The sequence below is a fragment of the Microbacterium sp. T32 genome, from assembly GCF_001619615.1.
Taxonomy (GTDB): Bacteria; Actinomycetota; Actinomycetes; order Actinomycetales; family Microbacteriaceae; genus Microbacterium.
Genome location: NZ_LQQP01000002.1, coordinates 34,650 through 58,461, shown reverse-complemented (window position 1 = coordinate 58,461; position 23,812 = coordinate 34,650). Strand labels below are relative to the sequence as shown.

Below are 23,812 nucleotides of genomic sequence, written 5' to 3'. Positions count from 1 at the left end.
CACCCAATCATAGCAATCTCAATCATTGACTTTCTCAACGATTGAGCTTAGAAAGAGTGCGACGGAAGGACTCCCATGACCAGCGCACCCCTCCTCGACGGCAAAGTCGCCGTCGTCACCGGTTCGGGCCGCGGCCTCGGCCTCGCCTACGCCCGCGAACTCGCCCGCCACGGTGCGGCCGTCGTCGTCAACGACGTCGATGCCGCCACCGCCGCCGAGGCCGTCGCCACGATCGAGGCCGACGGCGGCCGCGCGGTCGCGGTCGTCGCGCCGGTCGGCCCCACCGCGACGGCGCAGGAGCTCGTCCGCACCGCCGTCGAGACGTTCGGCCGGCTCGACATCCTCGTCACGAACGCCGGGGTCCTGCGAGACACGGTCCTGTGGAAGATGAGCGACGACGACTTCGACACCGTCATCGGCGTCCACCTCCGCGGCACGTTCACCTGCGTGCGCGAGGCGGCGACGTGGATGCGCGAGAACGGCGTCTCGGGCCGGATCATCTGCATCGGCTCGCCGACCGGTCAGCGGGGCAACTTCGGCCAGACCAACTACGCCGCCGCCAAGGCCGGGATCGTCGGCATGGTGCGCACCTGGGCCCTCGAGCTCCGCAAGGCCGGGATCACCGCCAACGCGGTCATCCCCGTCGCCGCCACCGCGATGACCGCGACCGTGCCCTACTTCGCCGCCGCCGTCGAGGCCGACGCCGCGGGAGAGCCCATGCCCGCGTTCTTCCGCCACGATCTCGGCTTCGGCACCTCCGACGACGTCGCCGGCCTCATCGCCTACCTCGCCTCGGATGCCGCAGGCACCGTGACCGGACAGGCCATCGGCATCGGCGGCGACCGCCTGCAGCTGTGGACCCACCCCGAGCCCGCGACCACCGCCTACCGCGACGGCGGGTGGAGCGCCGAGGCGCTCGCGGACGAGTTCGACGCCGTGGTCGGCCCGCTGCAGAGCGTCGGAGAGACGTTCCCTCCCCTCCCGGACGAGCTGCGGCGCGACCCGGTGCGGTGACCGCGTGACCTGCTACGAGCCCGACATCGACGTCGCGGCCCTCACCGCGATCGACATGCACGTGCACGTCGAGATCGACGGCCACGACCACTCGTCCCTCCCGGACGACCTCACCGAAGCGGCCAGCCGCTACTTCTCGACCGACGGACCCCGACCCGACCTCGACCACATCGCGGCGTACTACCGCGAACGCCGCATGGCCGCGGTGGTGTTCACCGTCGACGCCGAGACGCAGCTCGGGCACCCGCCGATCTCGAGCGCGGAGATCGCGGCCGGGGCCGCACGGCACGCGGACGTGCTCATCCCGTTCGGGTCGGTGGATCCTCGGCGCCCCGACGCCGTGGACCGCGCCCGCCGCCTGATCGAGGACTCCGGCGTCCGCGGCTTCAAATTCCACCCGACCGTGCAGGGCTTCGACCCGAGCGACGAACGGTACTACCCGCTGTACGCCGAGATCGAGGCCGCCGGGGTCGTCGCCCTGTTCCACACCGGGCAGACGGGGATCGGAGCCGGGATGCCGGGCGGTCGGGGGTTCCGTCTGGCCCTGTCGAACCCGATGCTGCTCGACGGGGTCGCCGCGGACTTCCCCGCGCTGAACATCGTCATGGCGCACCCCTCCGTACCGTGGCAGGACGAAGCGATCTCGGTCGCGACCCACAAGCACAACACCTGGATCGACCTGTCCGGCTGGAGCCCGAAGTACTTCCCGGAGCAGCTCGTCCGGGCCGCGAACGCGTTCCTGCGCGAGCGGGTGCTCTTCGGCAGCGACTTCCCCCTCCTCACCCCCGACCGCTGGCTGCGCGACGTCGAACAGACGCCGCTCAAGCCCGAACGCCTCCCCGGCATCCTGCGCGACAACGCCGCGCGCCTGCTCGGCCTGTAAGACCCGCCCGACTCCCTCGAAACGGAGAACACCATGACCACGACCGTCGCCTACGCCGACGTCGCCGACCTCGCCGGCACCGACCTCGGCTGGTCCGAGTACCTCGAGATCACGCAGGACCGCGTCGACCTGTTCGCCGACGCGACCGACGACCACCAGTGGATCCACACCGACCCCGAGCTCGCGAAGGACGGCCTCTTCGGCGGCGCCATCGCCCACGGCTACCTGAGCCTGTCGCTCACGGTGAAGTTCTGGACCGAGCTGCTCGACGTCACCGGCGTCACGACGAAGGTCAACTACGGCCTCGACAAGGTGCGCTTCGTCTCGCCGGTGAAGGTGGGCGCGCGCGTCCGGATGAACGCCGTGGTCGCCGAGGTGACCGAGGTGCGCGGCGGCTATCAGCTGGCCGTCGACCAGACCGTCGAGGTCGAGGGCGGCGACAAGCCGGCCGTCGTCGCGCGCGGCCTGTACCGTTTCTACGCCTGACCTTCGGTTCCCCGGTCCGACCGCGCCCGCTCGGTCGGCCCCGGCCCGATCCCGGCGAGGTGCGACCCGCCGCCCGCACCTCGCCGACCCCGCCTCCCGGCATCCCTCCCCCGCTCCGGGGCGCACCGCAGCGTCCCCTCCTCGACGAAGAGACTCATGAGCACACCCGGACTCGGCGCCTGGCTCCCCCGCCGCCGCCTCAAGCACCCCGACAAGACCGCGCTGATCTTCGGCGACGACCGGCGCCTGAGCTACGCCGACCTCGCCACGGCCGTCGAGCGTGCCGCCGCCGTCTTCGCCGACCACGGCGTCGGCCGCGGCGATCGCGTCGCGTACCTCGGGGAGAACTCTCCGGAGTTCCTCGTCACGCTGTTCGGCGCGGCCCACCTCGGCGCGGTGTTCGTTCCGGTGAACACCCGTCTCGCGGCGCCCGAGATCGCGCACGTGCTGGCCGACTCCGGCGCCCGCGTGCTCGTCCACGACGCCTCGTTCGCGGATCGCGTTGCTGCCGCGGTGTCGACCGCACCGGTCGCGCACGTCATCGGCACGGGCGCCTCGGGCAGAGACGGCGAACCGGGCCTGGCCCGACTGCTGGACCGCGCGGTCACGGCGCCGCCGCCCGACGATGTGGGCCTCGACGATCCCGCCGCGCTCGTCTACACCTCCGGCACGACGGGGCGCGCCAAAGGCGCGGTGCTCACGCACGGCAACCTCACCTGGGTCTCGATGAACACGATCATCGACTACGACCTCGTCTCCTCCGACGTGTCGCTCATGATCTCGCCCCTCTTCCACGTCGCGTCGCTGGGCATGGGGGCGCTCCCCGCTCTCCTGAAGGGCGCGACCGTGGTGCTCGAGAACGGGTTCGAGGCCGGACGTGCACTCGACCTCATCGAGCGCCACGGCGTCACGGTGGTCTCGGGCGTCCCGACGACCTACCAACTCATGGCGGACCACCCCGAGTGGTCCCGCACCGACGTGTCGAGCCTGCGCACGCTCACGTGCGGCGGATCGGCGGTGCCCCCGCGGATCCGCGAGGCGTACGAGGCGCGCGGGCTGTCGTTCACGCAGGGCTACGGCATGACCGAGACCTCCCCCGGCGCCACGAGCCTGTCCGCCGCGATGACCCGCGCGAAGGCCGGGAGCGTCGGTCTGCCGCACTTCTTCACCGACGTCCGGGTCGTCGGAGTGGACGGGATGCCGGCTCCCGCCCGCGCCGTCGGCGAGATCCAGGTGCGCGGCCCGAACGTGTTCGCCGGCTACCACGGGCTCCCGGATGCCACGACCGCGGCGTTCGCGGCGGACGGCTGGTTCCGCTCCGGCGACCTCGGCTATCTCGACGAGGACGGCTACCTCTACATCGCGGACCGGCTGAAGGATCTCATCATCTCCGGCGGGGAGAACATCTACCCCGCCGAGGTGGAGGGCCTGATCCTCGGCATCCCGGGGATCACGGGTGTCGCGGTGATCGGCATCCCGGACGAGAAGTGGGGAGAAGTGCCGATCGCCCTCGTCACGGTGGCCGATGGGGTGTCGGTCGACACCGAGAGCGTGCGCGCGGAGCTCACCGGCCAGATCGCGAGGTACAAGATCCCCAAGACGGTCACCGTCGTGGACGATCTGCCGCGCACAGCGTCGGGGAAGGTGCGCAAGGCCGACCTCCGGGCGCGGCTGCTGTCGGCGCCCTAGCCTTCCGCGCCGTCGTCGGCGCCGCCGTCGGCGCCCGCGTCGCCTGAGCGACTCTGCAGGGTATCGACGAGGGCGAGGCCGCGCTCGGCCCACGCGATCTCGTGATCGGCCCGCGCCACGAACCCCTCGTACGCGAACACCTTGAACGCCACGATCGCCTCGGGGTCGTGCCGCGTGTCGGTCTCGAGGCGGCGGGCGACGATCGGGTGCGTGCGGCCGCGGATCGCCTCCAGCTGCGCCTGCCACAGCCCGCGACGGACGCGGTAGTGGGCGATGTGTTCGCGCAGCCGCGCGCGGGCGGCATCCGGGTCGGCCCACTCGAAGTAGGCGGCGCGCAGGATCGCGGGGTCACGGTCGGCGCCGTACGCGACCGGCTGCTCCATCCAGCGGCGGAGATCGTCGACGCCCTCGTCGGTGATCGTGTACTGCGTCTTGGTCGTGGCGGCGCCCCACGGGACCGACGCGTCGCGCAGCAGACCGTCGGCGACCATGCGCTTGAGCTCGGGGTAGATCTGCGAATCGGGGGCGTGCCAGACGTGTCCGACCGACCCGTGGAAGGCCTTCGCGAGGTCGTATCCGGTCATCGGCTGAGCGGTCAGCAGGGCCAGCAGCGCGTAGCGCAGGCTCATCGCGGACTCCCCTCTTGCGTCGCGGTGTCCGCCCACGATATCTTCCTCGCAATATCTATCGAGATAGTTATTGAGGACGAGGAGGTCCCGTGACCGAGACGATGGCGGCGAAGCTGCTCGACTACCCCCGGAACGCCTGGTACGTGGCCGCGTGGGACCACGAGGTCACGCGCAAGCGCCCGCTCGCCCGCACCGTCGCCGGGCGACCGCTGGCGCTCTACCGCACCGAGGACGGCACCGCCGTGGCCCTCGCCGACGCGTGCTGGCACCGCCTCGCTCCGCTGTCGCAGGGGACGCTCGTGGGGCCCGGCGACATCCGGTGCCCGTACCACGGCATCACCTACGACCCCCGCGGTCGCTGCACCTCCATGCCCGCGCAGGAGACGATCAACCCCAGCGCGCTGGTGCCCTCGTTCCCCGTCGTCGACCGCTACCGGTACGTGTGGGTGTGGGTCGGCGACGCGGCGCTGGCCGATCCCGACCTCATCCCCGACATGCACCAGATGACGCACCCCGAGTGGACGGGCGACGGGCTGACGATCCACGCCCCGTGCAACTACCAGCTCATCCTCGACAACCTCATGGACCTGACGCACGAGGAGTTCGTCCACTCCAGCAGCATCGGCCAGAAGGAGCTCAGCGAGTCCGAGTTCGTCACGACCCACACCGACACCACCGTCACGGTGGAGCGATGGATGCGCGACATCGAGGCGCCGCCGTTCTGGCTCAAGAACATGCGCGACAAGTTCCCCGGCTTCACCGGTCGCGTGGACCGCTGGCAGATCATCCACTACGAAGCACCATCGACGATCTGCATCGACGTGGGCGTCGCCGCCGCCGGCACGGGTGCACCGGAGGGCGACCGCTCGCAGGGCGTGAACGGCTACGTCATGAACACCATCACGCCCGAGACCGACCGCACGAGCCACTACTTCTGGTCGTTCCAGCGCAATTACCGCCTCGACAGCCAGCTCATCACCACGCAGCTGCGGGAGGGCGTCCACGGCGTCTTCGGCGAGGACGAGGCGATGCTGACCGCCCAGCAGAAGGCGATCGACGCCAACCCCGACTACGAGTTCTACAGCCTGAACATCGACGCCGGTGGGATGTGGGTGCGCCGGCTGCTGGAGCGCATGCTCGCCGCCGAGGGCCGCGATCGCACCCCCGCGGCGGTGGGCTGATGGCCGTCGCGCACCGCGAGGTGTGGCAGGGCGGCACGGTCGCCGCCGCGCGCGACCTCACCCCCGAGATCCGGCGCATCGAGATCGACGTCGACTCCCCCGTCCGGGTCGAGCCCGGCGCGCACCTCGACGTGCGCGTACCGATCGCCGGGAAGATCGAGCGGCGCTCGTATTCGATCGTGGATGCCACCCCCGACGGCGCCCGCGTGGCGCTCAGCGTCTACACCTCCCCCGTGAGCCGCGGCGGCGCCGCCGTGATGAACGCGCTGCGCCCCGGCGACCGGATCGAGGTGACGCAACCGCTCAACGACTTCCCCCTGCGCCTCGGCGCGCGTCGTTACGTGCTGGTCGCGGGCGGCATCGGCATCACGGCCCTGCGCGGCATGGCCGAACGCCTGCGCACCGCCCGCGCCGACTACCGCCTGCTGTACCTCGGCCGCAGCCGCCCGCTCATGGCCTACCTCGACGACCTCGGCGAGCGGCACGGCGACCGCCTCGCCGTGCACGTCCGCGACGAGGGCACGTCGGTTTCGGTGTCGCGCCTGGTCGCGTCCGTCGACCCGGGCACCGAGATGTACGTGTGCGGTCCCATCCGGCTGATGGATGCCGTGCGCCGGGCCTGGATCGAAGCCGGGCTGCCGCCCGCCGACCTGCGCACCGAGACGTTCGGCAACAGCGGCTGGCACGATCCGCAGCCGTTCACCGTCCGCATCCCCTCGCTGGGGCTGGAGACCGTGGTGCCGCCGAACCAGTCGATGCTGGAGGCGCTCGAGGCGGCGGGCGCGGACCTGATGTACGACTGCCGCAAGGGCGAGTGCGGACTGTGCGAGGTGCGCGTGGCCGGACTCGACGGCGACATCGACCACCGCGACGTGTTCTACAGCGAGCGGCAGCGCGACGCGCGGACGAAGATGTGCTGCTGCGTCTCGCGGGTCGTGGCACCGGCGGGCCAGACGGGCGTCGTCACGATCCTCCCCACGTGAGGCCGCTCACACCACGAGCGGGGCGAGGGCGCGCGCGGTCGGCTCCAGCGCCCCGATGACCTCCGTCGGGTCCTCGACGCGGTGACGCGCTCCGGAGAACCCGAGCGCGCCGACCGTGACACCCCGGTCGTCGCGGATCGGGAGGGCGAGGCATCCGGTCGTCGGCACGATCTCGGGCGCCCAGCGCGAAGCCGGAGAGATCGGGGGTGCGGACGAGGTACTCGTCCTCCCCGAGGAGGTTCAGCAGGCGGTAGGTCGTGGCGCGGGCGAGACCCAGCCGCTCAGGCCGGGGGCACCGCCGGGGAGCGAAGGGGAATCCGGGACGGGAGGACGAATCCGCGGTATTCGTCCTCCCTCCCCAGAATCTCCTCCCGGGTCGAGGCGCTGACGTCCTCACGCGCAGCGAGACCGGACGCGGTCAGCGCTTCACGCGCAGCTGCGGCCCACTGGCGCCTCAGCCGTGGAGCGCGAGCGCTGCGGCTCCCAGCAGCGGGCCGTCGCCGTCGAGTCCGGACGGCACGACGCGGCACCGGCGCGCGTACGCGTGCAGGGCGGCATCGTGTGCCGCGGCGGCCACCAGGTCGACGTAGTCGTCGGCGACGTTCGCGAAACCGCCCGCGACCGCGACGGCCTCGAGGTCGCAGAGCGTCGCGGCGGCGGCGATCGCCTGCCCGACGGCGGCGGCCGAACGGCGCACGGCGGCGACCGCGATCTCGTCGCCCTCGCGGTAGGAGGCCGCCAAGTCGAGGCCGGTCTCGCCGACCCACCCCCGGGATCGTGCCCACGCCACCGAACCGGGACCGGCGGCCACGGCTTCCAGCGTCGAGGCCGCGGGATCACCGTCGATCGTGCGGACGAACGTCTGCCCGAGGTGCCCGGCGTTGCCCGTGGAGCCGGTCACCGGGCGGCCGTCCATCACGAGGCCCCCGCCCACGCCCGTCGACACCACGATCGCCATCGCGTTCGTCGTGCCGACGAGCGCACCGCGCCAGTGCTCGGCCAGTGCGATGCACGTGCCGTCGAGCGCGAGCGTGAGAGGACCGTCGACCAGACCGCCCAGGACCTCATCGATCACGAGACCCTCGACCTGCGGAAGATTGAGCGGCGACACCGACCGCGCGGGGAGGTCCACCGGACCGGCGCTGCCGACCCCGATCGCGCCGACGCGCGCGCCGGGGACGGCGGCGAGCGCCTCCTGGGCGGCGGCACGGATGTTGCCCGCGATGACCTCGCGACTGTTCTCCCGGCCGGTCGGGCGGCGCGCGACGCTCGCGCGAACGACCTCGCCCGCGGCGGTGACGACGGCGGCATCCACCTTCGTCCCGCCGATGTCGACGGCGAGCACGGCGGCGGTCTCGGTCATGTCGATCTCCTCGGGTCGGCGACGAAGCCCGATCCTAGGGCCGTCGCGCACCTGAGCAGGTGCCGTATTCCGACCCGCAGCGCGTTCGCGCAGGTTACGATCAGGTCACGGCGGCCCGAAACGCTCCTCCGCCGCGATGCGACACGAGGGATGCCATGGACGAGACGGTGACGCCCGAGGCGGCCCCGCGGCTGCGCCGCCCCGACCTGAAGCCCCTGGGCGCCCAGGTCGACGAACCCCTGGATGCGGACGGTTTCGCGCGGCTCTCCGAGCGCATCCTCGCCTCGATGTCCCGCGTGATCGACGGGAAGCCGGATGCCGTGCGCAGCGCGCTCATCGCGCTGCTCGCCGAGGGCCACCTGCTGATCGAGGACGTTCCCGGCGTCGGAAAGACGATGCTCGCGCGCGCCCTCGCCGCGACCGTGGACGCCGACGTGCGTCGCATCCAGTTCACGCCCGATCTGCTGCCCGGCGACATCACCGGCGTATCGGTGTTCAACCCCGTCGAGCGGCGGTTCGAGTTCACGCCGGGCGCCGTCTTCGCGCACATCGTCATCGCCGACGAGATCAACCGCTCGTCCCCCAAGACGCAGTCGTCGCTGCTGGAGGCGATGGAGGAACGCCAGGTCACCGTCGACGGTCGCACCCACGTGCTCCCCTCCCCTTTCCTCGTCGTCGCGACGCAGAATCCGCTCGAGATGGAGGGGACGTACGCGCTCCCCGAGGCGCAGCGCGACCGTTTCCTCCTCCGGATCTCGATGGGATACCCGGATGCCGCGGCCGAGACGCTCATGCTCCGCCAGCGCGACACCGTCAACCCGCTCGATTCCCTCACGCCCGTCGTCTCGGCGCCGCAGGTCACCGCCATGATCGCCTGGGCGCGGGGCGTCCACGTCGCCCCCGCGCTGGAGGAGTATGCCGTCGCACTCGCCCAGGCGACGCGTGCCCACCCCGACATCCGCCTGGGCGCCAGCCCCCGCGCGACGCTGCAACTCGTCCGCGCGGCCAAGGTGCGGGCGGCGCTCGACGGCCGCGGTTACGTGATCCCCGACGATCTCACGGCGCTCCTCGCGCCCGTCTTCGCGCACCGCGTGATCGCGAACCGCTCCGCGGCGGGCGGCCGGGCCGGCGCCGTCGTGGTGGCGGACGCGCTCGAGCGGATCGCAGCGAGCGTGCGGGTCCCGCTGGCCCAGCGAGCGTGAGAACGCCGTGAAGGAGCGCTGGCCGCTGACCCTGCGGGGCACCGGTGCGGTCGCCCTCGGGGTGGTGGCCCTCATCGTCGCCGAGCGCGCAGCGATCCCCGAGCTGCTGTACTTCGGCGTTCTCCTGCTGGCGCTCGTGCTGTTCGCGGCGGCGAGCGCGCTCCTCGTCCGCGCGTCCGGCGAGGTCGTCCGCACGGTGAGCCCGGAGGTCCCCGAGGTCGGCGGCCTCGCCGAGGTGCAGCTCGCGGTGCGGGTGAATAGTGCACTCCCGACCCTCCCGGGACGGTGGTCGGACGGCCTCCCCTCCGGTCTCGAGGGGCGCGCGGAGGGTGGCTTCCCCGCCGCGGCATCCACCCTGCGGCGCTCGGGCGCGCCGGTGCACCTCCGCTACGAGGTCCGAGGAGCCGTGCGCGGAACCTACGAACTCGGCCCGGTCCGCGTCACCACGACAGACCCGTTCGGACTCGTCCGCCGCCGCTTCCGCGTCGGCCGGGCGTCCGCGCTCACTGTCGCGCCCACCGTCGTCGAGCTCGGACCGCTTCCCGCGACCCCGGGCGAGGCGGGCGGCACCCGGCAGAGCGCGGCACTCCAACTCGGTCAGGGCGCCGACAACTTGGTCGCCCGCCCCTACGCTCCCGGCGACTCCATGCGCCGCATCCATTGGCGGGCGACCGCCCACCGCGACACGCTGATGGTGCGGCAGGAGGAGCAGGAGTCGAGCCCCGCGGCGACGGTGGTGTTCGATCGCGCGCTCTCGCGCTGGTCGCCGACCGCGGCCGAGACGATCGGCGGCGACCGCGCCTTCGAGACCGCGGTGTCGGTCTGCGTCTCCGCGGTGTCGCGGCTCGTGCACGAGGGATACACGGTCGAGGTCGTCGACAGTGACGGCGAACTGCTCGCCGAACCCGTCGCGGGCGGAGAGGATGCCGAGGCCCGGGCGCTCGCGGCATCCTTCGCGACCCTGCGCGCCCGGATCGACGTGCCGTCGCACCGCATCGTCCCGGCGTCGGTGGCGGCGATGCTCGGCCCCGTGGTCGTCGTCACCGGACGCCTCACGCCGGACGACCTGCCCCCGCTGCGTGCCGCCGCCCAGCGGTCGGCGCTTCCGGTGCTGATCGCCGTGTCCGAGGACGCGATCGAGGGCACCGGCTGGCACGCGAGCTCGGTGCACCCCGGCGGCGATGTCGCCCGCGCCTGGGACGAAGCCGCACGACCCGAGGATGCCCGTGTCGGGGGCTGACGGCAACGCCGCGCGTCCGGTCCGGCGTCGCCGCGACCTCGCCCTGCTCGCCCTCGGCGTCTTCGCGGGCATCGTGGCCGCCCTCGTTCCTGTCCTGTCGGTGATCGCCCCGGGCGCGTGGACCGTCGGCGCCGTCACCGCCGCCGCGGCGGTGCTCGTCACCGGACTCGCGGTGCGGCTCGCCCGCCTTCCCGCGCTCGTGGCCACGCTCGCCGAACTCGTCGTCGGGGTGCTCCTGCTCACGGCCGTCTTCGCCCGCTCCACCGCGCTGCTCGGGATCATCCCCACCCCGACGACGATCGCCTCGATCCCCGCGCTCTTCTCGGGAGCATCGGAGGAGATCCGGCTCGGCATCGCACCGGTCACCGCCGCCACGGGCCTGTCGTTCGTGCTCGTCGCCGCGGTGACAGGCCTCGCGATCGTGCTCGACCACGTCGTCCTGACCGCGCGGATGCCGCTTCTCGCGGGCGTCGGCCTCGTCGCCGTGTCGCTGATCCCGACGATCGCCATCCCGGCGGCGGTCGACGTGCCCGCGGTGCTCGCCCTCGCCGTCACGATCCTCTTCCTGCTTCGCATGGACGTGCGCTCGCGCAGCCGGGCGAGCGGCCCTCAGCGCCGGATCGGACCGCGGGTGTGGGGCGCGTCGGCCACAGCGATCGGGATCGCCGCCGTGTCGGTGCTGGTCACGCTCGTCGCCGTGCCGCTCCTCCCCCAGCCCGGTCTGCGGTTCGCCTCGGGGTCGGGCGCCGGCTTCGGGACGACGATCAACCCCAACCTCGACCTCGGCAACGACCTCCGCCAGCCGCGCGACATCGACGTCCTCACCGTCGACACGACGGCACCGTCCGCGCCGTACCTGCGCGCGGTCACGCTGTCGCGCTTCGACGGCGCCGTGTGGCAGCCCGACTCGGGCGACACGGTCACGGTGCCCGGTGATGCCCCCGTGTTCGATGCCCCGCAGGTGGACAGCGACATCGCCGTCTCGACCTGGACGACCACGATCAAGGTCGGCGAACTCGACAGCCCGTGGCTGCCGGTGCCCTCCCCCGCGACGAAGGTGACGGGCCTGCAGGGGGAATGGCTCGGCATGCCCGAGAACCGCACGATCGTGTCGCGGTCGGGCTCGTCGCGCAATCAGGAGTACCAGGTCGACACGACCGTGCCGCGGCCGACGCTGGAGCAGATCCGCGCCCGTTCGGTGGGAGGCAGCGAACTGGGCGATGCCGTGCGAGCGCTGCCGGACAACGTGCCCGCGATCATCGGCGACACCGCGCGCTCGGTCACGGCGGGAGCCCAGACTCCGTACGACCAGCTCATCGCGCTGCAGTCGTGGTTCCGCGGTAGCCAGTTCCGCTACTCGCTCGACGCCCCCGTCGAGGCGGGCTTCGACGGGGCGGGAATGGATGCCGTTGCCCGGTTCCTCCAGGAGCGCACCGGATACTGCGTCCACTTCGCGTCGGCGTTCGCGGTGATGGCCCGCACCCTCGACATGCCCTCGCGGATCGTCGTCGGATACCTGCCCGGCACACGGTCGGGCTCGGTCGAGCAGCAGGGGCAGACGGACTACACGGTCACGTCGAGCCAGCTGCACGCGTGGCCGGAGGTCTACTTCCGCGGCATCGGCTGGGTCCCGTTCGAGCCGACCAACAGCCTCGGCGTGCCGACGAGCTTCGCCTCGGGGTCGACCGGGGGCTCGAGCAGCACCACGACCACCCCCGAGCAACGGGATGCCGCGACCCCCGGCGCCACCCGGACCGATGCCCCGCAGCTCGGCGATCAGGACGGTCCCGGCGCGACGTCCTCCGGCGTCGGCGCCGCGACCGCGCAGAGTGCGGTGCCCGTGCTCGTCGGCGTCGGCGTGGTGATCCTGCTGCTGCTCGCCGCTGCGCCGGGCGTCTTGCGCGCGTGGCGCCGGCGCTCCCGCGCCCCGAGGATCGTCGCGGGTGACGCCGTGGCGGCCTGGGCCGAGATCCGCGCGGACGCGGTGGATCTCGGCATCCGTGCCCCCGATGCCGAATCGCCGCGGGCGTTCGCCGCGCGGCTCGTCGAGGACCACGACGTGGATGCCGACGACGTCGGGCTCGTGCGCGACGCACTGGAACGCGCGGTGTACGCCGAGGACGGTATGGACCCGGCGCGGGGGTCGGCGCTCGCGGACGCGGTGGAGCGCATCCGCGAACGGCTCCGTGCCGGGGCGAGCGCGGCCGGTCGCCTGCGGGCGCTCGTGCTCCCCCGCTCGCTCCTACTGCGCGGCGAGCCCGCGCCGGTCGAGGCGCCCGAGCCGGTCCGCTGACGCGGGCCCGAGTTTCGGCACTTAGTCACTCTGCGATTCGAATGGCCCGCTGATGCCGGACTCACGCCGGAGAACGGCTCTCGCCGAGCGAATCCTCGGCCTATCGCATCTGCGAGCGGCCAGCTATCGGCATGTCGGGCAATTCGCGGATTCATCGATCATTCGACGGCCTATTCCGGGCATGAAACACGTCCAGCACATAGTTCCTTCGATTTTCGGGTGTCGCAGGCGCGTCGCGAGGAAGTGATTTCGGAATGCCGCCAATCTGACCGGAAACATCCGAGTCGACGCGCTCGAGGCCGACCACCCGGTCCACCAACTCAAGATCAAGGTCACTTAGGCGCGGTACCGGATTAGGGACTCCGAGGGGGATCGCAGTCGTGACCATCCGGGCCACCAGGTCGAGTGATGGCCAGTGGCCAGCATCTAGATGACCCGCGGCCCACCGATTCACCGCGGCCGCGTCTATGCGAGCCCAAGTCCAGAATAACGGCCACACGTCATCGGAATAGTCCAGCGGATTGGTAGCCCCCTCCCCGATGAACACTCGCTCGATCGACTCCGCCAGCCATATCTCCGTCGGGAGCGGCAGGCCCTCTACTAGTCTCGACTCCTCCTCCCGCTTACGAATAGCGCTCTCCACCAGGAACGAACAGAACTGAAGAACCTGAGGATCAGGTCGCAACGCGGAAAGAAAAGTAAGCGCATCTTGATCCGACAAGTTCACGTAGATGTCCCGCCCGAACCACTGCGCCTGCTTACGTGGGTCCGCTAGGTCATATCTCTCGGGGAGTCGTGGAAACTGAGTCGCCAGCCATGTTAAACCAGCAAGGATCCTGGGTTCGTCCTGCCGCCATCCGCGCTCGAGTTTGGTCATGATGAGTGTTGCTCGCTCGGGCCACGCATCCTCAAGCCTCGCGCGTTCTGCGCCCGAACGACCATCGAGAATCTGCCCACTCGCCGCTTCCACCAACAAGTCGGACAGATCTTCCGCCGGCACACCGACTGCGAAAAAGCGGTCAAAGTAATCCGCGTTCGAAATTCTCCCCGCAACTGCCTTCGGTCCCGAGAAACTATGCAGACTGTCTGACCATTCATGACTGAACCGGGGAAAGAGCAAGCCCAGAAGATCCGCGACACCATCCACGCGCGCCTCGTCGACACGAGCGTGAGCGAAGAATCGCCGCCAGAAGTCGTGGTCGGCCTGAACATCTCGCTTACGGTCAAGACTTCCAAGCAATGTCCAGTCGAACTCACCGACCAGCCGGCTCCGATGCTGGATAAGTCCTCTGTACACGAGGGGTTCAGACGCTCGAAGCCAGCTGATGATCAGAAAGTCGACGAAGTCGACTTCACCGCGCACCTGGCCAAGGAACGCATCAACCTGCGCGAAGTATCGCTTGATCGCGCGTGGCGTCACAAGACGGTGGCGAAGATGACCGAAGTACGCTCTTGAAAATCGCGCCTCAAACTCGGAAGTCTGTTCCACGTCGTGGCGTGCAGCCAGCGTCTGGACTTCCTCATCGACCCAGCTTGAGATTTGCTCCGCTCTTAGGGGCGGCACGTCAAGACGAATCTGCACGATCTTCTCGAGATAGTCGATCGCACGCCTCGGTGAGTCGTCACCGATCAGGCCAGTTCTTCCCAGAGCGTCGATGAGCGTGTCTTCGTCGTAAGCGAGCAAGTAGTACACGTTCCGGAGGCGGCCGGCCAAACGGATCAATTTAAAGAGCATTAGAAGCTCGCTCGGATCGAGACGATCCACGTCGTCGATTATCACGAGGATCGGCCGATTCGCCTTCTGGAGCTCGGCCTCGACCTGCCCTTTGACAGTCTCGACACTGCTCGCCCCACGAACGAGGGACGAGACACCGCCGATAACGCCGGAGGCATCGACCCCGACCAGGCCGCCCAGACTTCCGAACGGGGCTATTGCGTCGCCGAGGTCAGCCATGCGGTTCCGGAATTTTCGCCACGACCGACCGCTCGGCACCGAAGACGAAATCTCGCGGAAGAAGCCCGTCTGGAGGGCAGACAAGCCCTCGTAGTACCAAGGGTTGAACTCGGTGACCACCCACGCACGCTCCCTTCGGCCCGAAGAGCGCAAGCGGTCGGAGACCCGATTCAAGATCGATGACTTCCCTGATCCCCACGAACCGATCAGGGACAGAACCGAAGAGTTCTCCTGGCTGCCGACCTTCTCAATCAGATCGATGACTGCGTCGATGAAACCCTCCCGGTCGAGGCGGTGACCGACGCCTCGTTCTCTCAGGGGGTCGTCGGAAAAGCTTGGGACACCGTCAATAGGATCCATCCCCTACAAATATCACCACCTAGTGCGACGACATCAGGCGCACCAGCACTCACACTGGGGTCTTCGCGGCGACCATCACGCCATCGGCAACACAGGTTTTTCACGCGTTCGCCGGTCCCGCGCCGCAAGTCGAACCCGCCAACAGTCAAATTCTGCGCGACCGCGGACGCAACCTTGGTCTGAAAAGCTTCGCTGACCGGCAACGCAGAACGAATGAGAGGAGCCCCGCCCGAACTGAGGTTCGGACGGGGCTCCGTCTGGCGGAAGTGACAGGATTTGAACCTGCGAGGCGAGTTACCCCGCCTACATGGATTCCAGCCATGCTCCTTAGGCCGCTCGGACACACTTCCAACAGACGATCTTACACGGCGGCGGCACCGTCCCCCGCCGCGGGCGACGGCCTCGGGCTCTCCCCGCGACCGGAGGGGATTCGGCCGGCGGAGGACCGCACGGGGCCGTGGCATCCTCCCCTCCCCGAATCTCCTCCGTTGCGAAGGGTCGTGACTCAGCCGCGCAGGCGCTCCTCGAGCCCCGCACGCACCGCGGGCCACTCGTCGCGGAGGATCGAGAAGTACAGCGTGTCGCCCACCGAGCCATCGGCGGCGATGCGGTGCCGGCGGAGCCTGCCCTCGGGCGTGGCGCCGAGGCGCTCGATCGCGCGGGCGCTGCGCTGGTTGCGCGCATCGCAGCGCAAGGCGACCCGGTTGAGGCCCCACTCGTCGAACGCGTGGGCGAGCAGCAGCATCTTGGCCGCGGGGTTCGTGCGACCACCCTGGAAGGCGCGGCCGTACCAGGTCGTGCCGATCTCGACCCGGCCCTGCGCGGGCACGTGGTCGTAGAACGTGGTCGATCCGCGGACCTCGCCGGTCTCGGCATCCCGCACCGTGAAGGCGAACATGCCGGGAGTGTTCCGCTGCTGCTCGACCCGCTCCGCGTAGGCGTGCACCGAGTCGGGCCAGGGCGTCGTCATGCCGCGCCAGAGGTCGGCGTCGGTCAGGGGCCAGGCCTCGGACGCGTCGTCGGGGTGCGCCGGGTCGAGACGGATGCCGAATCCGACGAGGTGCAGGGAGTGGTCGCTCATCGGGTCCAGTCTCGCGCAGGTCCCGACGCGCCACGCGTCAGGAGCGCAAGGTCGTCGAGGGCGTCTCGCCGAACTCCGCCCGGTACATCGCGGCGAACCGGCCGAGGTTGGAGAACCCCCAGCGCGCCGCGATCGCGGCCACGGTGTCGACCGAGGGGTCGGCGGTGCGCAGGTCCGCGCGGGCCGCATCCAGACGCACCCGACGGACGTACTGCATCGGCGTCCGACCGGTGGCCGTACGGAACGCGTATTGGAGGCCGCGCGGCGAGAGACGCGCCGCGTGCGCGATGTCAGCGAGCACGATGGGTCCGGTCGCGTGGGCTTCGATGTACGCCTTCGCGCGGCGCACCGGCGCGGGGAGCGGCCGGGCCGATCGCCCGGCGGCGAGCGCCTCGGTGAAGCTCGACGGGAACGTCAGCAGCGACGCCTCGAGCAGGAGCGAACGCACCTGCTGCTCGACGAGGGGCGTGCGCTCGGGCGAGCGCAGCAGGACGTCGCGGCCGTACTCCCACGTCCGGGTCCAGTAGCGCAGCCGCTGCTCGGAGATCGGGGCGTGCCCGGCCGGGCGCACGCGGAGGGCGTCGTCCCCCGAGAGCCGACGCGCCGCCTCGTCCACGTCACTGCGGGCGAACGACACCGCGGTCCCGGCGACGCGGCCCGAGAACGCGATCTCCAGCGGTCGGTCGACCACGACGAAGGGCACCGCGGTGTCGATGTGTTCGCGTCGATACGTGGCGCGGATCCGGGGGCCGGCGATCCGCCCGACGATCATCTGGTCGCCGGGGTCGGACTCGATGAGCATCGTCGACCCCATCGTCCAGTCGCAGAACCCGAATCCGGGCTCCGCGGCCCCGTGGAAGACGAAGGCGGGTTGGATCTGGTCGGCCCGGGAGATGCGGGCGCCGGGGACGACCGTCTGCCACATCTCCTCCACTGTCGCCGTATCTCTGGTCTCGACGTACGTATGCTCCACGCGCACTTCCTAGATTGCTCTTGCCGAAAGTGGATAGACCGTTGCGCGCACGAGGGTTTTGTGGGATGGAACCGGTCCCATTCCCGGCCGGAATGCGCACGGTGCCCGAGAGCATCCATAATCGTGGGAGTCGCAGCCCCCGCCGCGCGCTCAGAAGTTGGGACACCACATGCCCTATCGGACGATGACCACGTTGCAGTCGTGGATCGAGGATTTTCGCGCGCTCGGATACGACGATGCAGGAATTCTCCGCGTCATCCCGCAGGATGCCGATGGAGATTCCGATACCGGGTTGATCGCGGCGCAGCTGCGCAGCGTCTCGACCACGTTCTACGTGGCGCCCGACACCGAGCCGGGCGTCACCGGGTGGACCGTCACCTTCGAGCCGCGCGAGACCGCGGCTCCGCTGGGGTCGGCGCGCGTCCTCGCACTGTCGGGCGAACTGGCGATGCTGTCGGCGCTGTGCGCGTTCCTTCAGGCGCGAGCGGAAGCGTTCCTCGCCTCACGCCCCTGAGACTCCCGGGCTCTCGCGGTCTCTCCGGTCGAGACGCGGATCAGCGGGCCGCCGCGGTGCCCGCCGCCGTGAGGCGCTGCAAGGCGGCCGTGATGAGGTCGGCCTCGGCGGGGTCCATCGCCGTGATCGCCGCTTCCACGCCGTTGTCGAATCCGCGGAGGGAGCACCACGGTGGCGAGTTCAGGTCCACGGTCGCGGTGATGTGGTTCACTCGCCGGTCCTCCTCGTCGAGGTCGCGACGCACGGCACCGCGCTGCACCAGGCGGTCGATCAGAGTGGTCACGCCGGCGGAGGTGATGCCCAGGTGGTCGCGCACATGCGAGGGACGGGCGCCCGGATTCTGGGCGACGAACACCAGCGCCTTCGCGTCCAGCTCGTTGAGCGACAGCGCCCGGCGCGCCTCCGCCATGGCGGCGCGGCGCGCTTCGTCGTAGGCGAGGAGCGCGCGTCCGAGTTCCGATGTCGGTGACGCGTCCGAGGAGTTCTGCACGACCCCCGATCGTACTGGTGCGGCGCGTCCGCCGCGGGGTCTTGCACGCTGCCGTGCGGCCGTGTCGTGACCGGCTCTTCAGCTACTCACGCGTTCACGCAATGGTCTTCGCGACGTAACCCGCCACCGGGGGTCGACCCCGCAGCATAGGGAAACCGCAACCGCGGTGATCGGTACGGCTCCGCTCGTCGGCGCCCCTCCCCGGAAAGCGATCGCCATGAACCGACCCGTGCGCGTGCTGTCCCTCTACGAGGGATTCTTCGCCGGAGGAGCTCGCATCCTCCACTCCGACGTGGTCGCCGGTCTCCATGCCGGGGGCGGTCAGGAGCACAGCATCCTGTCGCTGACCTCCGCGGCCCGCCGGGACGCGTCGCTGCAGCACGCCCACGACGACACCCGGTTCCGGTCGCTCCGCACCGCGGGCGTGCGGATCGACACGTTCGACCGGGTCGCCGGCGACCACCCGATGACACCGGACTCCTTCACGGCGTCGGAGCTGGCGCACGCCGCGAACCTCATCGCCGAGGCCGACATCGTGCTGTCCCTCAAGGAGCAGCCGCTCGGCCTCATCGTCGCGCTCGATCGGGCGGGGATGCTGCCGGACCGCCCGACCGCCGCGTGCCTGCACCGCTCCGACCCCACGCACTCCGGCCCGGCCCTGGGATGGCTCGTGGATGCCGGCACCTCGGGCGCGGTGTCGGCCACGATCTCGTGCGCGGCGTCGACGTCGCTCGCGTACACGCGCGCCGGCGTCGCCACGACGCACGCGTGGGTGATCGACAACGGCATCGACACGCGCCGGTTCCGCCCGGGGACGCGCGCCGAACGGCGTGGCATCCGCGAGTCCCTCGGCATCCCGGAGTCGGCCCCCGTCGTCCTGCTCGCGGCGCGATTCGACATGATGAAGGACCCGGGCCTCTTCCTGGATGCCGTGGCACGACACTCGCGTCGGCACCCGGGCGCGCACTACCTCCTGTGCGGGTCGGGCATGACGTTCGCGAACCCGGGGTTCGGGGCGCTCGTCGCCGACTCCGGTCTGGATGCGGGTGTCGCGCTGCATGCACTCGGACTGCGCGAGGACATGCCGGCGCTCTACCGGATCGCCGACGTCGTCGCGCTCACGAGCGCCTTCGGGGAAGCCTCGCCCCTGTGCCTCGCCGAGGGGGCGGCATCCGGAGCCATCCCCGTGACGACGGACGTCGGCGACGCCGCGCGCGTCGTCGCAGGCTTCGGGCTCGTGACCCCGCGCGACGCGAACGCCATCGCGGGAGCCTGGCACGAAGCCCTGTCGCGACGCATCGAGCTGAGGTCCGCGGCCATTTCATCGCGCGGCCGCCTCGACCGCCGACGCATGATCGCCGACTATCGCGGCGCGATCGAGGAACTGGTGCTGCCCGAGGTGCTCGCGGCCTGAAGCGCGCGGGCGTCAGCACCATAGACGGGGCGGGGCGGCGGCACCATCCCCGCCGCCGCCGCCCGGGACGTGCCTACAGTGAGTCATGACCGCGAGCATCCTCTCGATCGGCACGGCTCTGCCCCGCACCCGTGTGACCCAGTCGGCGCTGCGCGACCTCTTCGCCGCCCAGCCCGGATTCGATCGGCGCAGCCAGCGCCTGGTGGGCGCCGCGTTCGACGCCGCGGCCATCGACACACGCCACACGGTGCTCCCGCAGCTGGCCGGAGGCTCGGCCGACGGACTCGCGGCGCTGGCGGACGGTGAGCTGACCATGCCGCCCACGGGTGCGCGCAACGACGAATACCGCCGCACCGCCCCGGCCCTGTTCGCCGAGGCCGCGACGGCGGCGCTCGATGGGTCGGGATACGGACACGACGCGGTGACGCACGTGGTGACGGTGTCGTGCACGGGCATGTTCGCGCCGGGGCCGGACTACCTTCTCGTGCGGGATCTCGACCTCTCCCCCACCGTGGAGCGGTACCACCTCGGGTTCATCGGGTGCGCGGCGGCGATCCCCGCCCTGCGACTCGCCGCGCGGATCGTCGCGGCGGACCCTGCCGCCGTCGTGCTCGTCGCCGCGGCGGAACTGTGCTCGCTGCACTGGCAGACCTCGTCGCATCCCGACCAGATCGTCGCCGCGTCGGTGTTCGCCGACGGAGCCGCGGCGGCGATCGTCGCCGCGGCCGACGCGGACCGTCCGGGGCTCGACCTCGAGGGCTTCGCGACGTTCGTCACCGACGAGGGCGAGAAGGACATGTCGTGGACCGTCGGCGACTCGGGTTTCGAGATGACCCTCACGCCGGAGGTGCCGCGCATCATCGGGCGCGAGATCGCGGCGATCGCCGTCGACGTGCTGGGCGACCTCGCCGAGGTCGACGCGTGGGCGGTTCACCCGGGCGGCCGGAGCATCCTCGACCGCGTCGAGGCGGCCCTCGACCTGGATGCCACGGCCCTCGCGCCCTCCCGCGAGGTGCTGCGCGCGCACGGCAACATGTCGAGCGCGACGCTGCTGTTCATCCTGCGGGACCTGCTCGCCGACGCGGCGCGAACCGACGGCGACCGCGTCGCCGCGCTGGCGTTCGGCCCGGGACTCACCGTGGAGGCGGCGCGCCTCGTGCTGCGCCGTCCGGCCCCGTGAGCGCCTCGGGGGTCCGGCACGCCGACCGCGCGCGCGGACGCCTCTGGCCCGACCTCGCGCAGCGCGACAGCGTGCTCGAGGAACTCATGGACGACCCCGACTGCGACCCGCGGCGCCTCGCCGCGACGTATCGCCGCTTCGACCTCGTGAATCGTGCGGTGTCCGGCTGGGGCGGCGTGTACCGCGCGCACGTGCGACCGCGGCTTCGCGCGCTCGGGCGACCGGCTCGCGTCCTCGACCTCGGGTGCGGCGGGGGCGACGTCGTGGTGCGCCTCGCGGGGCTTGCTTCCCGGGACGGTCTCGACGTGGAGTGGGTCGGCGCAGACCCCGACCCGCGAGCGCTGGAGGCCGCTCGCGAACGCGAACGGCCCGGGGTGCGGTTCGTGTCGCGCGGCTCGGCGCAGCTGCTCGCCGACGGAGAGCGGTTCGACCTGGTGCTGTCGAACCACGTGCTGCATCACCTCGATACGGCGCAGCTGCGTTCGTTCGCCGCCGACTCCCGAGCGCTCGCGCGGTCGGTCGTGCTGCACGCCGACATCGCCCGGAGCCGCCTCGCGTACGGTCTGTACGCCGTCGGGGTGACGCCGCTCGCGCCGGGAACGTTCCTGCGCACCGACGGTCTGCGCTCGATCCGGCGCAGCTACCGGGCGGACGAGCTCGCGCGGACGCTGGGCGAGCCGTGGCGCGTCGCGACGCCCGCGCCCTTCCGTGTCCTCGCGATCGCCGAGGGTCAGGCCGACCGTGACTGACGTGCTGATCGTCGGAGCGGGCCCCGTCGGCCTCGCGCTCGGCGCGGACCTGCGTGCGCGCGGAGTGGACGCCGCGATCCTCGAACGGCGGAACGAAGCGGATGGCGGGACGCGGGCGATCGGCATCCATTCTCCTTCTCTCGCGCACCTGGAACTCTCCGGGGCGACGGACGCGCTGCTCGCGCGCGCCGTGCGGATTCGCCGCGGGGAGGCGCGGGCGGACGGAAGGATGCTCGCCGCGATCCGGTTCGACCGGCTGCGGGCGCGGCATCCCTACGTCGCGGCGCTGCCGCAGGCCGACACCGTGGACGTGCTGACCCGTCTCGCGCCGCCCGTGGAACGAGGTGTCCGGGTGACCGGGTTCCGCGAGGACGGCTCCTCGGTGCGGGTCCGCGCGATCGGACCGGACGGTGACACCGAACGCCGCGCGCCGGTGGTCGTCGTGGCCTCGGGATGGGCGGGGCGCGAGCTCGTGTACCGTCCGGGAGCCGTGCGCACGCGGAACTACCCGGACCGATACGCGATGGTGGACGTCGCCGCCCCCGGCGATGCGACAGCGCTGGTCCACCTCGAGCGCGGGGGCGTCGTCGAGTCGTTCCCCCTGCCCGGCGGCAGGCGGCGGTTCGTGGCATGGGCCGGGACGTCGGACGTCACGGATGCCGCAGTCCTCCTGCGCGCGGCTCTGGCCGAACGCGTGGGGCTGACGGTGGACACCTCCGGAGCCTCGACCTTCCGCGTGCGCCGGGCCGTGGCGCCCGCACTGCGGCGAGGTCGGGTCGTCGTCGTCGGCGATGCGGCGCACGAGGTGAGTCCGATCGGCGGGCAAGGCATGAACCTCGGGCTGCTCGACGCGCTGACGCTCAGCCCCCTGCTCGCCGAGTGGCTTCGCGGGGACGAGCCGGAGGGGTTGGCCGCCTGGGAACGGGCGCGGCTGGCCTCCGCGCGACACGCGGCACGCCTGGCGTTCCTGAACACGATGCTCGGTCGCGGCACTTCGACGGTCGGGCACGGGATCCGGTCCGCCACCCTGCGGGCTGTGTTGCGCGGTCCGGGCGGCGGAGTGTTCACGCGCGCTTACGCGATGGGGTTCGACGCGGCGGCGCGGGGGCGCTGAGGTGGTGGCGTGCGGGGCGCGGCCGCCCGTCACGTGACGACGAGCTGGGCGGCGAGCAACAACGCGGCGAGCATCGTGAGTTGGAACACGGCGCGGCCGGGGCGACGCGACACGGCCAGCACGATCGTCGCCGCCGCGACGACGACCACGGCGACGAAGAACACCGCTCCGACGATGCCGCCGCCGGACCCGACGAACACGGCCACGGCGCCGACCACGATTCCGGCGGCCGCGACGACGACGCTCGCCCGCGCACCGAGCCGGTGCGGCAGACCGCGCACTCCGGTTTCGCGGTCGTCGTCGAGGTCGCGTACCACGTTGGTGAGGTGCACCGCCGCCCCGAGCGCTGCACCGGCGAGCGAGGCCCACGGCGCGGCGAGCGCGGGTGCAGGGAGGGAAAGCGTCGCGAAGGAGGGAAACAGCCCGAAACTCAGCAGGAACGGAATAATCGAGACCGGCGTGGACTTTAGGCCCGCGTTGTACGCCCACGCCGAGCCCAGGGCGATCGTGTGCGCGGCGACGAGTCCCGGCCCGAGCGGCACAGAGAGGGCGAGTGCGACGGCCACGGATGCCACGGCCACCGAGAGCGCACGCTCGGGGGTGAGAGCACCGGTCGCGATCGGCTTGTCCTTGCGACCGACAGCCAGATCGCGGGCCGCATCGATCGCGTCGTTGGAGAGTCCGACCGACACCTGCCCGGCGAAGACCGCGACGACCAGCAGCACCAGCCGCCACGGTTCGAGACCGGCCGCGACGCCGAGCGCGAGGGAGAGGGTCGTGACAACCAGCGTCGGTCCGGGGTGGGTCGCGCCCCAGAGCGCCCGCACGAGCGGTGTCGTCGCGGGAGGATCGGTCACCTCACGACGCTACCGTCCCCCGCGGCCCGCCGGGCGCTCGGTTCCCGCAGACGGCCCGGCAAGCCGCGGGCCGGTCGCGCACCAAAGTTCTTGGCACTCTCCACTCCAGAGTGCTAATCTGATCTCAAGTTGAGCGAATAGCACTCAACTTCAAAGAACTCTC

22 protein-coding genes and 1 tRNA gene are annotated in these 23,812 nt (G+C 71.2%); 14 read left to right on the top strand and 9 right to left on the bottom strand.

From position 1 onward, the window contains the following. The first annotated feature begins 75 nt into the window (after window positions 1-75). The 4 genes from AVW09_RS01105 (at window position 76) to AVW09_RS01090 (ending at window position 4,072) form a co-directional block, all read left to right on the top strand. On the top strand, window positions 76-1,014 hold the full coding sequence (locus tag AVW09_RS01105) for an SDR family NAD(P)-dependent oxidoreductase (protein WP_063256263.1): 939 nt from the start codon (window positions 76-78) through the stop codon (window positions 1,012-1,014). Between the two features lie 4 nt (window positions 1,015-1,018). Beyond that, window positions 1,019-1,897 carry an amidohydrolase family protein gene (locus AVW09_RS01100; protein WP_063256262.1) on the top strand — a complete coding sequence of 293 codons (879 nt, stop codon included), beginning with the start codon at window positions 1,019-1,021 and terminating at the stop codon, window positions 1,895-1,897. Window positions 1,898-1,930: 33 nt separating this feature from the next. After that, the gene (locus AVW09_RS01095; protein WP_063256261.1) at window positions 1,931-2,383 is read left to right on the top strand and encodes a MaoC family dehydratase; all 453 of its coding nucleotides are present in this window, start codon (window positions 1,931-1,933) and stop codon (window positions 2,381-2,383) included. A 156-nt stretch (window positions 2,384-2,539) separates the two neighbouring features. After that, a complete protein-coding gene (locus AVW09_RS01090) occupies window positions 2,540-4,072 on the top strand; it encodes an acyl-CoA synthetase (protein WP_063256260.1) in 1,533 nt (510 codons plus the stop codon). Here AVW09_RS01090 and AVW09_RS01085 read toward each other — a convergent pair. Continuing rightward, window positions 4,069-4,701 (bottom strand): PadR family transcriptional regulator, encoded by a 633-nt coding sequence (locus AVW09_RS01085; RefSeq protein WP_063256259.1) that lies wholly within the window; start codon window positions 4,699-4,701, stop codon window positions 4,069-4,071. The genes AVW09_RS01090 and AVW09_RS01085 overlap by 4 nt on opposite strands. 101 nt (window positions 4,702-4,802) lie before the next feature. Between AVW09_RS01085 and AVW09_RS01080 the strand changes: the two genes are divergently transcribed. Together AVW09_RS01080 and AVW09_RS01075 are read left to right on the top strand one after the other, a co-directional pair. Next, complete coding sequence (locus AVW09_RS01080; protein ID WP_063256392.1) at window positions 4,803-5,882, top strand: aromatic ring-hydroxylating dioxygenase subunit alpha; 1,080 nt, start codon at window positions 4,803-4,805, stop codon at window positions 5,880-5,882. Beyond that, window positions 5,882-6,865 carry a PDR/VanB family oxidoreductase gene (locus tag AVW09_RS01075; RefSeq protein WP_063256258.1) on the top strand — a complete coding sequence of 328 codons (984 nt, stop codon included), beginning with the start codon at window positions 5,882-5,884 and terminating at the stop codon, window positions 6,863-6,865. Before AVW09_RS01080 ends, AVW09_RS01075 begins: the two co-directional genes overlap by 1 nt. Before the next feature lie 6 nt (window positions 6,866-6,871). On the opposite strand, the gene AVW09_RS17840 is transcribed toward AVW09_RS01075, so the two are convergent. Together AVW09_RS17840 and AVW09_RS01070 are read right to left on the bottom strand one after the other, a co-directional pair. Continuing rightward, window positions 6,872-7,033, bottom strand: coding sequence for a hypothetical protein (locus tag AVW09_RS17840; RefSeq protein ID WP_197462530.1), 162 nt, complete (start codon window positions 7,031-7,033; stop codon window positions 6,872-6,874). A 286-nt stretch (window positions 7,034-7,319) separates the two neighbouring features. Continuing rightward, a complete protein-coding gene (locus tag AVW09_RS01070) occupies window positions 7,320-8,228 on the bottom strand; it encodes an ROK family protein (RefSeq protein WP_063256257.1) in 909 nt (302 codons plus the stop codon). Between the two features lie 155 nt (window positions 8,229-8,383). Between AVW09_RS01070 and AVW09_RS01065 the strand changes: the two genes are divergently transcribed. From AVW09_RS01065 to AVW09_RS01055, 3 genes are read left to right on the top strand one after another with little or no spacing between them, the layout of a single operon-like run. Further along, complete coding sequence (locus AVW09_RS01065; protein ID WP_082822742.1) at window positions 8,384-9,430, top strand: AAA family ATPase; 1,047 nt, start codon at window positions 8,384-8,386, stop codon at window positions 9,428-9,430. A gap of 7 nt (window positions 9,431-9,437) precedes the next feature. Further along, a complete protein-coding gene (locus AVW09_RS01060; RefSeq protein ID WP_063256256.1) occupies window positions 9,438-10,670 on the top strand; it encodes a DUF58 domain-containing protein in 1,233 nt (410 codons plus the stop codon). Further along, a complete protein-coding gene (locus tag AVW09_RS01055; RefSeq protein ID WP_231901729.1) occupies window positions 10,657-12,963 on the top strand; it encodes a transglutaminase TgpA family protein in 2,307 nt (768 codons plus the stop codon). Before AVW09_RS01060 ends, AVW09_RS01055 begins: the two co-directional genes overlap by 14 nt. A gap of 151 nt (window positions 12,964-13,114) precedes the next feature. Here AVW09_RS01055 and AVW09_RS01050 read toward each other — a convergent pair whose 3' ends face one another. The 4 genes from AVW09_RS01050 to AVW09_RS01035 all read right to left on the bottom strand — a co-directional run bounded on the left by AVW09_RS01050 (window position 13,115) and on the right by AVW09_RS01035 (window position 17,331). Continuing rightward, complete coding sequence (locus AVW09_RS01050) at window positions 13,115-15,277, bottom strand: KAP family P-loop NTPase fold protein (RefSeq protein ID WP_063256254.1); 2,163 nt, start codon at window positions 15,275-15,277, stop codon at window positions 13,115-13,117. Between the two features lie 258 nt (window positions 15,278-15,535). Then, window positions 15,536-15,627, bottom strand: a tRNA-Ser gene (locus AVW09_RS01045). 155 nt (window positions 15,628-15,782) lie between these two features. Next, entirely contained in the window at window positions 15,783-16,358 is a 576-nt protein-coding gene (locus AVW09_RS01040; protein WP_063256253.1) for a GNAT family N-acetyltransferase, read from the bottom strand. Window positions 16,359-16,395: 37 nt separating this feature from the next. Continuing rightward, window positions 16,396-17,331: a helix-turn-helix transcriptional regulator gene (locus AVW09_RS01035; RefSeq protein WP_156495915.1), complete on the bottom strand. Its 936-nt coding sequence runs from the start codon at window positions 17,329-17,331 to the stop codon at window positions 16,396-16,398. Between the two features lie 184 nt (window positions 17,332-17,515). On the opposite strand from AVW09_RS01035, the gene AVW09_RS01030 reads away from it, so the two are divergent. After that, entirely contained in the window at window positions 17,516-17,845 is a 330-nt protein-coding gene (locus AVW09_RS01030) for a hypothetical protein (RefSeq protein WP_156495914.1), read from the top strand. A gap of 40 nt (window positions 17,846-17,885) precedes the next feature. Here the strand turns inward: AVW09_RS01030 and AVW09_RS01025 are convergent, their stop codons facing one another. Further along, window positions 17,886-18,335, bottom strand: coding sequence for a MarR family winged helix-turn-helix transcriptional regulator (locus AVW09_RS01025; RefSeq protein ID WP_063256250.1), 450 nt, complete (start codon window positions 18,333-18,335; stop codon window positions 17,886-17,888). Between the two features lie 217 nt (window positions 18,336-18,552). Here AVW09_RS01025 and AVW09_RS01020 point away from each other — a divergent pair, with 217 nt between their 5' ends. From AVW09_RS01020 to AVW09_RS01005, 4 genes are all read left to right on the top strand, one after another. Next, window positions 18,553-19,749: a glycosyltransferase gene (locus AVW09_RS01020; protein WP_063256249.1), complete on the top strand. Its 1,197-nt coding sequence runs from the start codon at window positions 18,553-18,555 to the stop codon at window positions 19,747-19,749. An 85-nt stretch (window positions 19,750-19,834) separates the two neighbouring features. Then, entirely contained in the window at window positions 19,835-20,929 is a 1,095-nt protein-coding gene (locus AVW09_RS01015) for a type III polyketide synthase (protein WP_063256248.1), read from the top strand. An 86-nt stretch (window positions 20,930-21,015) separates the two neighbouring features. Continuing rightward, the gene (locus AVW09_RS01010; protein WP_063256390.1) at window positions 21,016-21,678 is read left to right on the top strand and encodes a methyltransferase domain-containing protein; all 663 of its coding nucleotides are present in this window, start codon (window positions 21,016-21,018) and stop codon (window positions 21,676-21,678) included. Beyond that, window positions 21,671-22,792 (top strand): FAD-dependent oxidoreductase, encoded by a 1,122-nt coding sequence (locus AVW09_RS01005; protein ID WP_063256247.1) that lies wholly within the window; start codon window positions 21,671-21,673, stop codon window positions 22,790-22,792. Before AVW09_RS01010 ends, AVW09_RS01005 begins: the two co-directional genes overlap by 8 nt. Window positions 22,793-22,821: 29 nt before the next feature. On the opposite strand, the gene AVW09_RS01000 is transcribed toward AVW09_RS01005, so the two are convergent. Then, on the bottom strand, window positions 22,822-23,649 hold the full coding sequence (locus AVW09_RS01000; protein WP_082822740.1) for a UbiA family prenyltransferase: 828 nt from the start codon (window positions 23,647-23,649) through the stop codon (window positions 22,822-22,824). Window positions 23,650-23,812 lie beyond the last annotated feature (163 nt).

Coding starts and splice junctions, on each gene's coding strand:
- AVW09_RS01105 (WP_063256263.1), top strand. CDS start 76: ATGACCAGCGCACCCCTCCTCGACGGCAAAGTCGCCGTCGTCACCGGT.
- AVW09_RS01095 (WP_063256261.1), top strand. CDS start 1,931: ATGACCACGACCGTCGCCTACGCCGACGTCGCCGACCTCGCCGGCACC.
- AVW09_RS01090 (WP_063256260.1), top strand. CDS start 2,540: ATGAGCACACCCGGACTCGGCGCCTGGCTCCCCCGCCGCCGCCTCAAG.
- AVW09_RS01085 (WP_063256259.1), bottom strand. CDS start 4,701: ATGAGCCTGCGCTACGCGCTGCTGGCCCTGCTGACCGCTCAGCCGATG.
- AVW09_RS01080 (WP_063256392.1), top strand. CDS start 4,803: ATGGCGGCGAAGCTGCTCGACTACCCCCGGAACGCCTGGTACGTGGCC.
- AVW09_RS01075 (WP_063256258.1), top strand. CDS start 5,882: ATGGCCGTCGCGCACCGCGAGGTGTGGCAGGGCGGCACGGTCGCCGCC.
- AVW09_RS01070 (WP_063256257.1), bottom strand. CDS start 8,228: ATGACCGAGACCGCCGCCGTGCTCGCCGTCGACATCGGCGGGACGAAG.
- AVW09_RS01065 (WP_082822742.1), top strand. CDS start 8,384: ATGGACGAGACGGTGACGCCCGAGGCGGCCCCGCGGCTGCGCCGCCCC.
- AVW09_RS01050 (WP_063256254.1), bottom strand. CDS start 15,277: ATGGATCCTATTGACGGTGTCCCAAGCTTTTCCGACGACCCCCTGAGA.
- AVW09_RS01040 (WP_063256253.1), bottom strand. CDS start 16,358: ATGAGCGACCACTCCCTGCACCTCGTCGGATTCGGCATCCGTCTCGAC.
- AVW09_RS01030 (WP_156495914.1), top strand. CDS start 17,516: ATGACCACGTTGCAGTCGTGGATCGAGGATTTTCGCGCGCTCGGATAC.
- AVW09_RS01020 (WP_063256249.1), top strand. CDS start 18,553: ATGAACCGACCCGTGCGCGTGCTGTCCCTCTACGAGGGATTCTTCGCC.
- AVW09_RS01015 (WP_063256248.1), top strand. CDS start 19,835: ATGACCGCGAGCATCCTCTCGATCGGCACGGCTCTGCCCCGCACCCGT.
- AVW09_RS01010 (WP_063256390.1), top strand. CDS start 21,016: ATGGACGACCCCGACTGCGACCCGCGGCGCCTCGCCGCGACGTATCGC.